Genomic DNA, 12,984 nt, shown 5'->3' on the forward strand with positions numbered 1-12,984 from the left:
TCAGATACCCCAAAGAATCTGCACGCCCCAGACGAAGTAAGCGAACATCGCAACGCCGCAGACCGCCTGGAAAAGGAAACGGATCGCAGTCGCCGGCTTGCCCAGCGCCATAGGCGTCAGGTAGTCGGTCGCAATGGTCCACATGCCGACCCAGGCGTGAGCGCCCAGGGCAACGAGGGCCAGCAGACTGAAGATACGCATCCCGTTATGCGCGAACAGACCATGCCATTGGGCATAGCTCAGACCTGGGTGCGCGATGATGTATCCGATCAGGAAAATGAAATAAGCCGCGAGCACGACCGCAGATACGCGCTGCGCCATCCAGTCATAGAGGCCCGAACGCGACAGGTTAGTGACGTTGGTTACCATATCCAAACTCCCGCCAGAACGATCAGCACCGCAGACACGGCGATAACGATTTTCGAGCCCAGCTTGCCGCCTTCCAGCGTTTCACCGACTCCCATGTCCATAACCAGGTGGCGAATACCGGCCACGAGGTGATACAGCAAGGCGGAGAACAGACCCCAGGCGACGAACTTGGCCAGCGGACTGGTCATGCATGCCTTCACCTCGTCAAAACCCTCTTGCGAACCCAGCGATTTGCTCAATGCCCAAAGCATGATTGCAAGACCGAGGAAGAGAATGATGCCGGAAACACGATGAAGAAATGACGTAACGCCGGTGATGGGGAGTTTGATGGTCCTTAGATCTAGGTTTACAGGTCGTTGGCTATTCACGGCTTTTTTCACACTGAAGAGCCCCTAACAATCAGGGCAAGTTGTTGGGAAGTGCACTGGTCAGGTACCCACTACCCAGGAAGTGACGACCCCCAGCAAAACAGGCCCTAAAAGCCCCTGGCGGTCGGACGCCGAGTATAGACAGTTAGGTCGCTAATGACAACGCGAAGACCTACCGCTAATAGCGGATTGCTTTAGTAGGATAAAAGGCGTAAACGGCAGGTATTTTCGAGGAAAAAGTAGCCCTGTAAGCCTTCTGGAACACGACTTTAGGCAAATTGACTTTAGAATTTATCTCACTATAGTGGTGCGGGCCCTGCGTGGGGGGTCTGTCTGATGATTTGAAGCATAAATAGGAGGCCACATGGCTGACAAAAAAGCGCAGTTGATCATCGAGGGCGCAGCGCCCGTCGAGCTGCCCATTCTGACCGGCACCGTAGGTCCCGATGTAATCGACGTACGCGGTCTTACCGCCACCGGCCGCTTCACATTTGACCCTGGTTTCATGTCGACCGCCTCTTGCGAGTCGAAAATCACCTATATCGATGGTGACAACGGTATCTTGCTGCACCGGGGCTATCCGATCGAGCAACTCGCCGATCAGTCCGACTATCTGGAAACCTGCTACCTGCTGCTCAATGGCGAACTGCCAACTGCCGAGCAGAAGGCCCAGTTCGTGGTAATCGTCAAGAACCACACCATGGTTCACGAGCAGTTGAAGACCTTTTTCAACGGCTTCCGTCGCGACGCCCACCCGATGGCCGTCATGTGCGGCGTAGTCGGCGCCCTGTCGGCGTTCTATCACGACTCTCTGGACATCAACAATCCACAGCACCGTGAAATTTCGGCGATCCGTCTGGTCGCGAAAATGCCGACCCTCGCGGCAATGGTTTACAAGTACTCCATGGGCCAACCCATGATGTACCCGCGCAATGACCTGAGCTACGCGGAAAACTTCCTGCACATGATGTTCAACACCCCGTGCGAGATCAAACCGATCAGCCCGGTATTGGCCAAGGCGATGGACAAGATTTTCATCCTCCATGCCGATCATGAACAGAATGCCTCGACGTCCACCGTACGGATGGCAGGTTCCTCGGGTGCCAACCCGTTCGCCTGTATCGCAGCCGGTATCGCTGCGCTCTGGGGTCCGGCTCACGGCGGCGCCAACGAAGCGGTGTTGTCCATGCTTGACGAGATTGGCGATGTTTCGAACATCGACAAGTTCATCGCCAAGGCCAAGGACAAGAACGATCCGTTCAAGCTCATGGGCTTCGGTCACCGGGTTTACAAGAACCGCGACCCTCGTGCCACTGTGATGAAGCAGACTTGCGACGAAGTCCTCAAGGAACTGGGCATTACCAATGACCCACAACTTGAACTGGCCATGCGTCTGGAAGAGATCGCCCTGACCGACCCGTACTTCATCGAACGCTCGCTGTATCCGAACGTCGACTTCTACTCGGGCATCATCCTCAAGGCTATCGGCATCCCGACCAGCATGTTCACCGTGATCTTCGCCCTGGCGCGGACCGTCGGCTGGATTTCGCACTGGAAGGAAATGCTTTCCAGCCCGTACAAGATTGGCCGTCCGCGCCAGCTGTACACCGGCTACGTATCCCGCGATATCGTGCCTCTGGAAGAACGCAAGTAAGCGCATTGCCGAAAGTAAAAAAGGGCTGCCATTGGCAGCCCTTTTTGCATGTGCGCTCTCGCCAATAAATTCAGATCATTTCTTCTCTGCGCGATCCTTCAGCGCCTTCAAGGTATTGAAGGGCGCATCGACTACGAACTTGTTTGCCAGCCATGAAGGCACGCTACCACCCGGCTCGGTGTGGACCTGATAAGTGACTTGCGTCCTGTCAGCGCTCAGCGGCAGAAATTTCCAGAAACCTTCGACCTGAGCAACACGCACGAAGCCTTGCTCCTCGGGGATGTACTTGGGTTGCCCTTGCAGTTTGCGGGTCAGGCTGCCATCCGCGCCCTGCTCTGTCGTCACTTCGAGCACTGAGTCGCGTGGCGTCACCGGCCACGGCGTATTGAACTGGGTGTAGGTCCAGGCCTTGTTACCCTCATGTTTGAGCAGCTTCTGCGATTTGCATTCGTGAACCCAGGCACAGGCACCGGCCACGTCTTCCTGCAACCCGCGCAGCTTGGCGATGCTGGCATTGATCACAGTCTCGCCGCGATAGGCCTTGTATTTGGAGCCCGCCACGTCAGTCAGGGAGACCTTGATCCCGCCCTCGTCCTTGGCGACTTGCCAGTCTTCAGCCTGGGCAGTTGCTGCCATCAGCACCGTAAATCCACAGACGACCGCTATTCGATGCAGTGAACCCATTGTTGTATTCCTTATTGTTGGAAATTCGATAAATCACTTCTGCCGAACAGCGTATTTCACGCAACTGCTGTCGCCGCCTCCCACCAATTGATGATGCGAATCGCGTCAGCCTGATCAACCCCACAGACATCGGCGGCTGCCTTGAACTGGCTGCACACGGCAGGCCGCTCGGGCTTGCCAAACAGGCCACATAGCGCTTCGACCGATAAATGCAGGCAACGTTCTCCAGCAGGCTTGCCTTCTGGCATGCCCGGAATGGGAGAACTGATGGAAGGAGCGATACAGCAGGCACCACAACCGGAGCGGCATTCCATGACTCATACACTTTGCAAAAATGACGAGCAGATAGTAACCGCTGAAACGACTGTTTGAAAATGATTGGATTCCGGGAGGTACAAACCGTGCGTGCGAGACACAGCTATTGCTTGAAATTGAAGTCCAGCGCGGCACCCTCGACATCACGTCGATTGTCGTTGCGCATCTGCAATTGCATTTCGTTGCTCAACAGCCGGCCATTGAGCTGAAACGGCCCGCCACCCGAGGAGCCATCACCAAACATCTGCGGCAGGATCGGCTTGCGCGGCGCGGAGATCACCGATTTAGGCGGCGTCATCTGCTTGACCAGTTCCGGGGGCAGACTCAGATCCAGCTTGGGCGAGTTCAGATGCGTATCTTTAGTGACTTCCTTTTTCGCCGTGACGGTTTTCTTGCCCGCCCGCTCGCGCTTGAGGGTAAGCGTGGACTCAGCTTTGGTCTTGACGATGGGAGTGGTGGACGCAGGCGCTTTGGCGTTGTCGTCCTTGGGCAATGCGGCCTGGGTATTCTCGGGGGTCTTCGCAGCGTTCGACGCACCACCCTTGGTGACGACTACCGGCACCACTCCAACGTTGGGTTTCAACTCATGCACCGCCGGCCGCGACGGTTCGGCCGGCGACACCGTCGCTTCGACGACCTTGGACGCAGGCTCGACGATAGCCGCCGGAACTTCAAGAGCCGGAGTCAAATTCGGGGTCAGGACAGCAGGCGTTTCGACTTTCTTTTCGGCAGCCACTTTCGGCTTGGGCGCAGCAGCGTCCTGAGAATCGCAGGCACTCAGCAAAAAAATGATCAACAATCCGACACAGCGAAAGGCATTCATAGGCAACGGCAGTCAAGGTTGAGAATCATATGCTGGCCTCTTGACTTGCCGGTGACAAGCCAAGAGATCCCAACGGACACAATTTGCGACGTTTGCGCGAGCTAGAGCCCTCCACGCGCCTTCAATAGGGTTCGACCGCTTCCTGACAGAGTTGTTTCGCCAACATTCCGAGGGTCATCAAGGCGCGTTCCGCCTCACGATTCCAAGGGACGCCACAGTTAAGGCGAATGCAGTGATTGAATTGTTCTGTATTGCTGAAGATCAGCCCTGGAGCGATGCTGATGCCCTGCTCAAGCGCCCGAACATGCAGATCCTGGGTATTCACCCTTCCCGGCAAACTAACCCAAAGGATAAATCCACCGGTTGGACGACTCATTTGCGTGCCTTCGGGGAAAAACTGCTGCACAGCCAACTGAAAGGCGCTGAGGTTCTTGCGGTATTCAAGGCGAATGAAGCGCAAATGCCGGTCATAACCGCCGTTTTCAAGGTACGCCGCCACACCCATCTGCGTGACGCTGCAGGCTGAGTGAGTGCTGAATGTCTGCAGTCGCTGAATTTCAGGCTGATACTTGCCGGCAATCATCCAGCCGATACGTACGCCCGGCGACAAAGTCTTGGAAAAACTGGAGCAGTAAATCACCCGTCCCAGACGATCAAATGCCTTGAGAGCCTTGGTCCGGCCCAGCTCAAACATCAGCTCGCCATAGATATCGTCTTCCACGATCTGGATATCGAAATCGGAAGCGAGGCGCAGCAGGTGTTTTTGCCGCTCTTCCGGAATGGTCCCGCCCAATGGATTGCTCAGCCGGGAGGTCAGCACCAGCGCCTTGATCGACCACTGGTTCGCCGCCAACTGCAAGGCTTCCAGGCTAATCCCTGTGGCCGGGTCACTGGGAATTTCAATAACCTTCAGGCCCAACAGATCCGCCAACTGCAACAGGCCGTAATAGGTGGGCGACTCGGCGGCGATCAGATCCCCAGGACGCGTCAGAACCCGCAGCGACATTTGCAGGGCATCGACGCAGCCATGGGTGATAACCACTTCAGACGGATCGACTACGACCCCAGCATCACGCATTCGGATTGCAACCTGACGGCGCAACGGCTCGAATCCGGGGCTGAACATATAGCTGAAAGCACGCGGGCTGTGAAAACGGGTGACCTTGGCGATCTGCTGGTGCAAGGCGCGGACCGGCAGATAGTCGACATGCGGCACGGCCGCTCCGAGAGGGAACACGCCTTCGCGCCGCGATTCGACCAAAACCTGTTGAATGATGCTGCTGCGGGTGACCAGGCCGGGCCGCTCGACACGGGCAATATCAGGCGTCGGCGCAGTGAGCGCGGGCGTCTGGTGCACGTAATAGCCCGATTGTGGCCGCGCGCGAATCAACCCCTGGTCTTCCAGATTCGCATAGGCCTGCAGAACGGTCGCATGGCTGACGTTAAGCTGCGAACTCATCTTGCGCACTGACGGAACGCGCTCGCCGGGCTGATAAACCCCACGACGAATGTCTTCGGCCAGTTGCTGGGCGATTCTTTGGTAAAGCAGAAGATTGGTCATCGAACGGCCTCAATGCTGCCGGCGACTTATTTTTATAGAAGAAATAAATCGAGTAGTCACCAGAACAGTTCCGAAGTGTACTGGGACAGTTTGCTTATCCGCCAGTCCCGAAGCGATTGAATTAAATAATGACCGGGCGTAATGGCCAATTTAAACGCTGAACCGGGCAGATATCCGCTGCCCGAATCTCGGGCAGCGGATTTATTTCAGCGAGCAGCGCCTAAACGACCGTTGGCGTCGGAAAAAACGATTTCCACACGGCGATTTTGCGCCCTGCCCCGCTCGGAAGCATTCACTTCGACAGGATACTGAGCTCCATAGCCCTGAACTTCGATGCGCTTGTCATCGATTCCCAGATCAGTCAGCACGTCGGCGACCGATTGAGCCCGGTCTTTGGACAGTTGCAGGTTAGCTTGTTCGTCGCCGGTGTTATCCGCGTAACCCTCGATGCGTACCACACGATGCGGATTGAGCAGCAGAAACTGCACGACCTTGAGTACGGTGCGATTTGCCGAGTTCTTGAGTTCGGCATGCCCGGTATCGAACAGAACATCGCCCAAGGTCATGACCAGGCCGCGCTCGGTCTGGGTCGTGGCCAGGCTGACGATCTGGTCTTCCAGCCACTTACCCTGCTGTTGGGCGCTGGCCAGCTTGGCTTCACGCAACGCCAGTTGCAGACGCTGGCGGTCCATCTCCATCTTGGCGAGACGCTCTTGGTTAAGCAGCAGATTGCTGTTTTCCCGCGCTATTTCGCTATAGCGGCTGCTGAGATAGGCGTAATGCGCGACATCATCACCGCTGCCCACATAGCTGGAAAGCCGTTCGGCACGGCCGAGCAATTCACCGGCCCGGATCACATCCCTCGGCGCACTGCGCAACACATCGGTATCTTCGCGGACCTTCTGAAAATCAGCACCGGCCTGCTGCAATGCCTGCCCGCTGTTCTGATGACCGGCGCAGCCGTAGAGCCCGGCAGATCCCAACAGCAAACCCAGACTCAACATACGTGGCAGACGATTCATTGGGTCACCCCCAACTGTTTGCGCAAACGATTGAGACGGGTGTTGAGCTGAGTGATTTGTTCCTCGCTTTTCGCAGTCAGGACTCGCGCCTCTGCCAGCCGTGCATCCAGCTCTGCCTGTTCAGCGTTCATGCGCGCCTGCTTGTAGGATTTGCCAGCCATGTCCGCACGCACCTGGGCGAGCTTTTCTTCAGCGGTTTGCAGCTCGGGCTGCTCGTCGGTGGCGCCGACGGCCTTGGCCTGCTCGATGGCTTTTTCAGTCAGTTTCAGTTGTTCGATCGGCGCCGGATCGCTGGCGCAGCCAACGAGCGTGGCGACCGCCAGAGCGGCAAATAATGGGCGAATACTCACAAAACATTCCTACTTGTTTGGGGCGCTGACGCTGGCCGGTTGCAGTAGCTGCGCTTTCCAGAGTTCCAGATTACGCGTCACCGCTTCGCCCGACAGGTCGGAGGCGGCCGATTCTGTCATCTTTTTCGCCAGCTGTCCGCGCAGCCATGAATCGTTGCAGGCCGAATTGAAAGAAAGCGCAAGGTATAGACCGGGCTTGTCGACGGCTGTCGGCTGGGCAATCAGGTCCTGGGAAAGCCCCAGCGTCTGGACCATCGCCATGCCGGCATAACGCCCGGCAAACACGTAATCCACCTGCCCCACCATCAGCTTTTGAAACACCTCGGTCAAGCCAGGCAGCCGCTCGACGCGAAGCTGTTCCTTTACCGCTGCACTGAACGGCGATGTCAGGCGGATCCTCTCCGAAGCCGCACCCTGAAGGCCGGCAAGTTCAGTCAGAGAGCTGAAAGGCTGCACCTGATCACGCCGTTTCCAGAGCATGATGTCGTTGTGGCTGATCGGCGGATGCACGTAGTCCAGCGAGTCCAGCTCTGCGACATTCAACGGCGCATCCACCAGCAGATCCATGCGCCCGCTGCGCACTTCGTCCACGGCCTGGCTGCGTTTTCCGGCGTACAGCAGCTCGACTTTGATGCCAATATCCGTCGCCGCCCGCTTGAGCAAGTCAGCGTTCGCGCCGATCAGATGCTTCGGGTCCTGAGGATCACGCCACAGGAATGGCGGTGCATCCGGACTGCCGGTGGCGATCAGGCGCTCACATTTTCCTGCGGCAAAAGTCAGGCTCGGGCCGAGCAGCAAGCCCAGAAGAAGCGATGACAGCAGCCGCTTGGGCTGACCCATGAGAGCATCCTTTTTCAAATCCAATAAAAAACCCGCCTGTCCAAACCGCACAAGCCCGCAGCAACTCGCCGCAGTACTCATCCAGCCCGAATAGACGGGTCTCTTTATAAGTGAAGCGTCTGGATTAAACCAGCTTCTCCAGCTCAGGTATTGCTTCGAACAGATCAGCTACCAGACCGTAATCGGCCACCTGGAAAATCGGCGCTTCTTCGTCCTTGTTGATCGCAACGATCACCTTGGAGTCTTTCATGCCGGCCAGATGCTGGATCGCGCCAGAAATACCGACCGCGATGTACAACTGTGGCGCGACGATCTTGCCGGTCTGACCGACCTGCATGTCGTTGGGTACGAAACCTGCGTCGACCGCAGCGCGGGAAGCGCCGACAGCTGCGCCGAGTTTGTCCGCCAGAGCGTACAGGTGCTTGAAGTTGTCACCGTTCTGCATGCCGCGACCGCCGGAAACGACGATTTTGGCAGCGGTCAATTCAGGACGATCAGACTTGGCCAGCTCTTCGCCGACAAAACTTGATTTGCCTGCATCGTGAGCAGCGGAAACTGCTTCGACCGTAGCCGAACCACCTTCAGCGGCAACCGGATCGAAACCGGTGGAACGCACGGTGATGACTTTTACCGCTGCGGAGGACTGAACCGTCGCAATGGCGTTACCGGCGTAGATCGGACGCTTGAAGGTGTCCGGCGATTCTACCGAGATGATTTCGGAGATCTGATCCACATCCAGCTGCGCAGCAACGCGGGGCAGGATGTTTTTGCCGTTGGAAGTGGCCGCAGCCAGGATGTGGCTGTAACCCGAGGCAAGCTCGACAACCAGCGGCGCGATGTTTTCCGGCAATTGGTGCGCGTAGGCAGCATTGTCAGCTGAAAGCACTTTACTCACGCCAGCGATCTTTGCCGCGGCTTCGGCAACAGCGCCTGCGCCAAGACCGGCAACCAGCACGTGAATGTCGCCGCCGATTTTGGCCGCAGCCGCCACGGTGTTCAGGGTGGCCGGAGCCAGCGTCGCGTTGTCGTGTTCGGCGATTACTAGGATAGTCATAGTCAGGCTCTCCAATTCAAAGCACCTTCGCTTCGTTTTTCAGTTTCTCGACCAGTTCAGCAACCGACTTGACCTTGATGCCCGCGCTGCGTGCAGCCGGTGCTTCGACCTTGAGGGTCTTGGTCGTGGAGACAGTGGAAACACCCAGAGCGTCCGGAGTCAGGACTTCCAGGGGCTTCTTCTTGGCCTTCATGATGTTCGGCAACGACGCATAACGCGGCTCGTTCAGACGCAGGTCGGTGGTCACGATGGCTGGCAGGCTCAGGGAAACAGTCTGCGCGCCGCCGTCGATTTCACGGGTCACCGCAACCTTGTCGCCGCTCACTTCGACTTTCGAAGCGAAGGTGCCCTGACCATAACCGCTCAACGCCGCCAGCATCTGGCCGGTCTGGTTGTTATCGCTGTCGATGGCTTGCTTGCCGAGGATAACCAGCTGTGGCTGTTCCTTGGCAACCACGGCATTGAGCAGCTTGGCCACGGCCAGGGAGTTCAATTCGTCAGCGCATTCAACGAGGATGGCGCGATCGGCACCCAGAGCCAATGCGGTACGCAGTTGCTCCTGAGCGGTGGTCGGGCCGATGGAAACGACGACGATCTCGGTCGCAACACCTTTTTCTTTCAGGCGTACGGCTTCTTCCACGGCGATTTCGCAGAAAGGATTCATCGACATTTTGACGTTCGCGAGATCGACGCCGGAGTTGTCCGCTTTGACGCGAACCTTGACGTTGTAGTCGACCACTCGTTTGACAGCTACAAGAACCTTCATGGATTCCTCGTTTCTCTCCGGTGAAAAGAAAGTCGCCAGGGTAGACCTGGGACTGGCAGCAAAAGCATTCTCGAATACGCTGCGATCCAGCGCTATTCGTAAAGACCGAAGGGTGGGTTCACAAACCAAAACCACCAAAATCCAGGATAAACGCCCCGGGCCGTACATCTGGCGCACACGGGTGTGTAAACTGCGCACCGCGCAATGACTGGGCGTTCCAGGCTTGTGGCGCGCTAAAGCGCGAAACAAGCCGAGGATTCGACCACGGCAAGTGCAAACCGCCCGTATCTTGACCGCAACGTGATTTCCGGTCAATACGACAAAACGGCCAGTGATGAGCCGCGCGACCACGATTTATCTGGCCTGCGAATAATTCAAACAAACGTTTGTATTGGACCTGTCGGGTGGTGTAGATATAATGCGCCGCATTTGAAGGCGAGCAGGCAGTGAATGCCTCCGCACGTCGGTTTGTACGCTGCCTATAAAAAAATACTGATGAGCCTTGAGTAGGAGATAGCCTGTGGAACGCGAATTTATGGAATTCGACGTAGTCATCGTCGGCGCCGGCCCGGCCGGGCTTTCTGCCGCGTGCCGCCTGAAGCAGAAGGCCGCCGAAGCCGGTCAGGAAATCAGCGTCTGCGTGGTCGAAAAAGGCTCCGAAGTGGGCGCACACATTTTGTCCGGCGCGGTGTTCGAACCCCGCGCCCTGAACGAACTGTTCCCGGACTGGAAAGAGCTCGGCGCGCCGCTGAATACCCCGGTCACCCGCGATGACATTTATGTCCTGCGCAGTGCCGAAAACTCGGTCAAGGTCCCGAGCTTCTTCGTACCCAAGACCATGCACAACGATGGCAACTACATCATTTCCCTGGGTAATCTGTGCCGCTGGCTGGCCCAGCAGGCTGAAAACCTGGGCGTGGAAATCTATCCGGGCTTCGCTGCCCAGGAAGCACTGTTCGACGAGAACGGCGTAGTGCGCGGGATCATTACCGGTGATCTGGGCGTGGACCGTGAAGGCCATCCAAAAGATGGTCTCTTCACCCCCGGCATGGAACTGCGCGGCAAGTACACGCTGTTCGCCGAAGGTTGCCGAGGCCATATCGGCAAGCAGCTGATCAAGCGTTTCAACCTCGACACGGAAGCCGATGCCCAGCATTACGGCATCGGTCTGAAGGAAATCTGGGAAGTCGACCCGGCCAAGCATGAGCCAGGCCTGGTGGTGCACACCGCCGGCTGGCCGCTTGATGACGACAACATGGGCGGCTCCTTCCTTTATCACCTGGAAAACAATCAGGTGGTCGTCGGTTTGATCATCGATCTTTCCTACAGCAACCCGTACCTGTCGCCGTTCGACGAATTCCAGCGCTACAAGCATCACCCTGTGGTCAAGCAGTACCTGGAAGGCGGCAAGCGCATCAGCTACGGCGCGCGGGCGATCTGCAAAGGCGGCCTGAATTCCTTGCCGAAAATGGTTTTCCCCGGCGGCGCGCTGATTGGCTGCGACCTGGGCACCCTGAACTTCGCCAAGATCAAAGGCAGCCATACCGCGATGAAGTCCGGCATGCTCGCCGCCGACTCGGTGGCCGAGGCATTGTTGGCTGGCAAGGAAGGTGGCGACGAGCTGCATGCCTACGTGGCGTCGTTCAAGTCCAGCTGGCTGTACGAAGAACTGTTCGCCAGCCGCAACTTCGGCCCGGCGCTGCACAAATACGGCGCGATCATGGGCGGTGCGTTCAACTTCCTCGATCAGAACTTCTTCGCCGGCAAGCTGCCGTTTACCCTGCACGACACCAAGCCGGATTACGCCTGCATGAAGCTCGCGGCGGACTCGAAGAAGATCGACTACCCGAAACCCGACGGCAAGCTCAGTTTCGACAAGCTCAGCTCGGTGTTCATCTCCGGTACCAACCACGAAGAAGAACAGCCTTGCCACTTGAAGCTGACCGACCCGAGCATCCCGATCGGCACCAACCTGCCGCTGTACGATGAACCGGCCCAGCGTTACTGCCCGGCGGGCGTGTATGAAGTGGTGACCAAGGAAGACGGCGAGAAGCGCTTCCAGATCAACGCCCAGAACTGCGTGCACTGCAAGACCTGCGACATCAAGGACCCTTCCCAGAACATTACCTGGGTAGCACCCGAAGGCAGCGGCGGCCCGACTTATCCCAATATGTAAGGGGAGCAGCTGCAAACCAGAAAGCCCCTTCGGGGGCTTTTTTTGTGCGCGCTCCTCAGGCAGGAATTCTCAGGCTGATGCCCTCTTCGCCTGGGCTGCGATTGAAGTACCGTTTGTATTCGCGGCTGAACTGCGAGGTGCTTTGATAGCCCACGCGGTGCGCAACCTGCGCGACACCCAGACCTTCGGCGACCAGCATCTGTTGCGCCTTGAGCAAGCGCAGGCGCTTCAGATACTGCACCGGCGAGAGCAAGGTGCTGCGTTTGAAATACTCATGGAAGGTCGAAGCGCTCATGTTCGCCTGGCGGGCCAGGATGTCGACATTCAGCGGCTCGTCATAATGACTGTGCAGATAGGCCAGGGAAGCGGCGACCCGGGCGAAATGACTCTGCTGGGCCACCAGCGCCCGCAGCACACCGGCCTGGGGTCCACGCAACGCCGCATACAAAACCTCGCGCAGCCGCGACTGGCCCATCACCTGGCACTCAAGGGGATCGTGCAGGCAGCGCAGCAAGCGCTCCACGCTCTCGCGCATCGGCGCATCCAGCACTGCTGACGTCATGGACTCCGGCGTCTGGGCCTCGACGATCAAGTCCGGAGGGGTGCCCATGGCCTGCACCAGCTCACCAAGCATCACTCGATCGATCGCCACCGACACGCCGAACAACGGCGCTTGCGGCGTCGCGAAGGTCTCGCACATGAACGGCACGGAAAGCGCCTGCACCAGATAATGACCGGCGCCATAGTCCAGCGTGCGCGAACCCAGGCTGGCCAGTTTGCCGCCTTGGGCGATGATCATCAGGCTTGGCTCGTAGATTTGCGGACTGCTGGCCACATAGCTGTGCATCGACACGACGTGCACCTCCGGCAACAGCGTCGACACAAATCCAGGGCGCGTCGCCAAGGGTTTGATCAGGGCAACAAGGGCGGCATTGGCATCGGAATGATGGGCTAACGACATGAGACACCGGGCAGAGGATTAGACACTTGCATCATCGCAGA

At 57.8% G+C, this 12,984-nt stretch carries 15 protein-coding genes; 3 read left to right on the top strand and 12 right to left on the bottom strand.

The window, feature by feature from the left end:
• A complete protein-coding gene (sdhD, locus tag AABC73_RS18880; RefSeq protein WP_065834542.1) occupies window positions 1–369 on the bottom strand; it encodes a succinate dehydrogenase, hydrophobic membrane anchor protein in 369 nt (122 codons plus the stop codon).
• Window positions 363–749 carry a succinate dehydrogenase, cytochrome b556 subunit gene (gene sdhC, locus AABC73_RS18885; RefSeq protein ID WP_020289327.1) on the bottom strand — a complete coding sequence of 129 codons (387 nt, stop codon included), beginning with the start codon at window positions 747–749 and terminating at the stop codon, window positions 363–365. Before sdhC ends, sdhD begins: the two co-directional genes overlap by 7 nt.
• A gap of 352 nt (window positions 750–1,101) precedes the next feature.
• Here sdhC and gltA point away from each other — a divergent pair, with 352 nt between their 5' ends.
• Window positions 1,102–2,391, top strand: a complete 1,290-nt coding sequence (gene gltA, locus AABC73_RS18890; protein WP_020289328.1) for a citrate synthase — start codon at window positions 1,102–1,104, stop codon at window positions 2,389–2,391.
• A 75-nt stretch (window positions 2,392–2,466) separates the two neighbouring features.
• On the opposite strand, the gene AABC73_RS18895 is transcribed toward gltA, so the two are convergent.
• The 9 genes from AABC73_RS18895 to AABC73_RS18935 form a co-directional block, all read right to left on the bottom strand.
• Window positions 2,467–3,075, bottom strand: a complete 609-nt coding sequence (locus AABC73_RS18895; protein ID WP_341520468.1) for an START domain-containing protein — start codon at window positions 3,073–3,075, stop codon at window positions 2,467–2,469.
• Window positions 3,076–3,131: 56 nt separating this feature from the next.
• Window positions 3,132–3,389 carry a YkgJ family cysteine cluster protein gene (locus AABC73_RS18900; RefSeq protein WP_331151112.1) on the bottom strand — a complete coding sequence of 86 codons (258 nt, stop codon included), beginning with the start codon at window positions 3,387–3,389 and terminating at the stop codon, window positions 3,132–3,134.
• Between the two features lie 104 nt (window positions 3,390–3,493).
• The gene (locus AABC73_RS18905; RefSeq protein ID WP_341520469.1) at window positions 3,494–4,213 is read right to left on the bottom strand and encodes a translation initiation factor 2; all 720 of its coding nucleotides are present in this window, start codon (window positions 4,211–4,213) and stop codon (window positions 3,494–3,496) included.
• Between the two features lie 121 nt (window positions 4,214–4,334).
• On the bottom strand, window positions 4,335–5,774 hold the full coding sequence (locus tag AABC73_RS18910; protein ID WP_065834538.1) for a PLP-dependent aminotransferase family protein: 1,440 nt from the start codon (window positions 5,772–5,774) through the stop codon (window positions 4,335–4,337).
• Window positions 5,775–5,980: 206 nt separating this feature from the next.
• Window positions 5,981–6,796, bottom strand: coding sequence for an OmpA family protein (locus AABC73_RS18915; RefSeq protein WP_341520470.1), 816 nt, complete (start codon window positions 6,794–6,796; stop codon window positions 5,981–5,983).
• Window positions 6,793–7,146 (bottom strand): DUF4398 domain-containing protein, encoded by a 354-nt coding sequence (locus AABC73_RS18920; RefSeq protein WP_341520471.1) that lies wholly within the window; start codon window positions 7,144–7,146, stop codon window positions 6,793–6,795. The genes AABC73_RS18915 and AABC73_RS18920 overlap by 4 nt, the downstream gene beginning before the upstream one ends.
• 9 nt (window positions 7,147–7,155) lie before the next feature.
• Window positions 7,156–7,986, bottom strand: a complete 831-nt coding sequence (locus tag AABC73_RS18925; RefSeq protein ID WP_341520472.1) for a transporter substrate-binding domain-containing protein — start codon at window positions 7,984–7,986, stop codon at window positions 7,156–7,158.
• 124 nt (window positions 7,987–8,110) lie between these two features.
• Window positions 8,111–9,040, bottom strand: coding sequence for an FAD-binding protein (locus AABC73_RS18930; protein WP_341520473.1), 930 nt, complete (start codon window positions 9,038–9,040; stop codon window positions 8,111–8,113).
• Between the two features lie 16 nt (window positions 9,041–9,056).
• A complete protein-coding gene (locus AABC73_RS18935) occupies window positions 9,057–9,806 on the bottom strand; it encodes an electron transfer flavoprotein subunit beta/FixA family protein (RefSeq protein WP_341520474.1) in 750 nt (249 codons plus the stop codon).
• Here AABC73_RS18935 and AABC73_RS18940 point away from each other — a divergent pair.
• Together AABC73_RS18940 and AABC73_RS18945 are read left to right on the top strand one after the other, a co-directional pair.
• Entirely contained in the window at window positions 9,805–10,014 is a 210-nt protein-coding gene (locus AABC73_RS18940) for a hypothetical protein (RefSeq protein WP_341520475.1), read from the top strand. The two genes, AABC73_RS18935 and AABC73_RS18940, sit on opposite strands and share 2 nt — an antisense overlap.
• A 312-nt stretch (window positions 10,015–10,326) precedes the next feature.
• Window positions 10,327–11,982, top strand: coding sequence for an electron transfer flavoprotein-ubiquinone oxidoreductase (locus AABC73_RS18945; RefSeq protein ID WP_341520476.1), 1,656 nt, complete (start codon window positions 10,327–10,329; stop codon window positions 11,980–11,982).
• A 55-nt stretch (window positions 11,983–12,037) separates the two neighbouring features.
• Here AABC73_RS18945 and AABC73_RS18950 read toward each other — a convergent pair whose 3' ends face one another.
• On the bottom strand, window positions 12,038–12,943 hold the full coding sequence (locus AABC73_RS18950) for an AraC family transcriptional regulator (protein ID WP_341520477.1): 906 nt from the start codon (window positions 12,941–12,943) through the stop codon (window positions 12,038–12,040).
• Window positions 12,944–12,984 lie beyond the last annotated feature (41 nt).

This window comes from Pseudomonas sp. G.S.17, from assembly GCF_038096165.1.
In the GTDB taxonomy this organism is placed as follows: Bacteria; Pseudomonadota; Gammaproteobacteria; order Pseudomonadales; family Pseudomonadaceae; genus Aquipseudomonas.

Excerpts from the sequence above, each read along its gene's own strand:
- AABC73_RS18915 (WP_341520470.1), bottom strand. The coding sequence starts at position 6,796 with ATGAATCGTCTGCCACGTATGTTGAGTCTGGGTTTGCTGTTGGGATCT.
- AABC73_RS18935 (WP_341520474.1), bottom strand. The coding sequence starts at position 9,806 with ATGAAGGTTCTTGTAGCTGTCAAACGAGTGGTCGACTACAACGTCAAG.
- gltA (WP_020289328.1), top strand. The coding sequence starts at position 1,102 with ATGGCTGACAAAAAAGCGCAGTTGATCATCGAGGGCGCAGCGCCCGTC.
- AABC73_RS18950 (WP_341520477.1), bottom strand. The coding sequence starts at position 12,943 with ATGTCGTTAGCCCATCATTCCGATGCCAATGCCGCCCTTGTTGCCCTG.
- AABC73_RS18940 (WP_341520475.1), top strand. The coding sequence starts at position 9,805 with ATGGATTCCTCGTTTCTCTCCGGTGAAAAGAAAGTCGCCAGGGTAGAC.
- sdhD (WP_065834542.1), bottom strand. The coding sequence starts at position 369 with ATGGTAACCAACGTCACTAACCTGTCGCGTTCGGGCCTCTATGACTGG.
- AABC73_RS18895 (WP_341520468.1), bottom strand. The coding sequence starts at position 3,075 with ATGGGTTCACTGCATCGAATAGCGGTCGTCTGTGGATTTACGGTGCTG.
- AABC73_RS18905 (WP_341520469.1), bottom strand. The coding sequence starts at position 4,213 with ATGAATGCCTTTCGCTGTGTCGGATTGTTGATCATTTTTTTGCTGAGT.
- AABC73_RS18925 (WP_341520472.1), bottom strand. The coding sequence starts at position 7,986 with ATGGGTCAGCCCAAGCGGCTGCTGTCATCGCTTCTTCTGGGCTTGCTG.
- AABC73_RS18910 (WP_065834538.1), bottom strand. The coding sequence starts at position 5,774 with ATGACCAATCTTCTGCTTTACCAAAGAATCGCCCAGCAACTGGCCGAA.
- AABC73_RS18900 (WP_331151112.1), bottom strand. The coding sequence starts at position 3,389 with ATGGAATGCCGCTCCGGTTGTGGTGCCTGCTGTATCGCTCCTTCCATC.
- AABC73_RS18930 (WP_341520473.1), bottom strand. The coding sequence starts at position 9,040 with ATGACTATCCTAGTAATCGCCGAACACGACAACGCGACGCTGGCTCCG.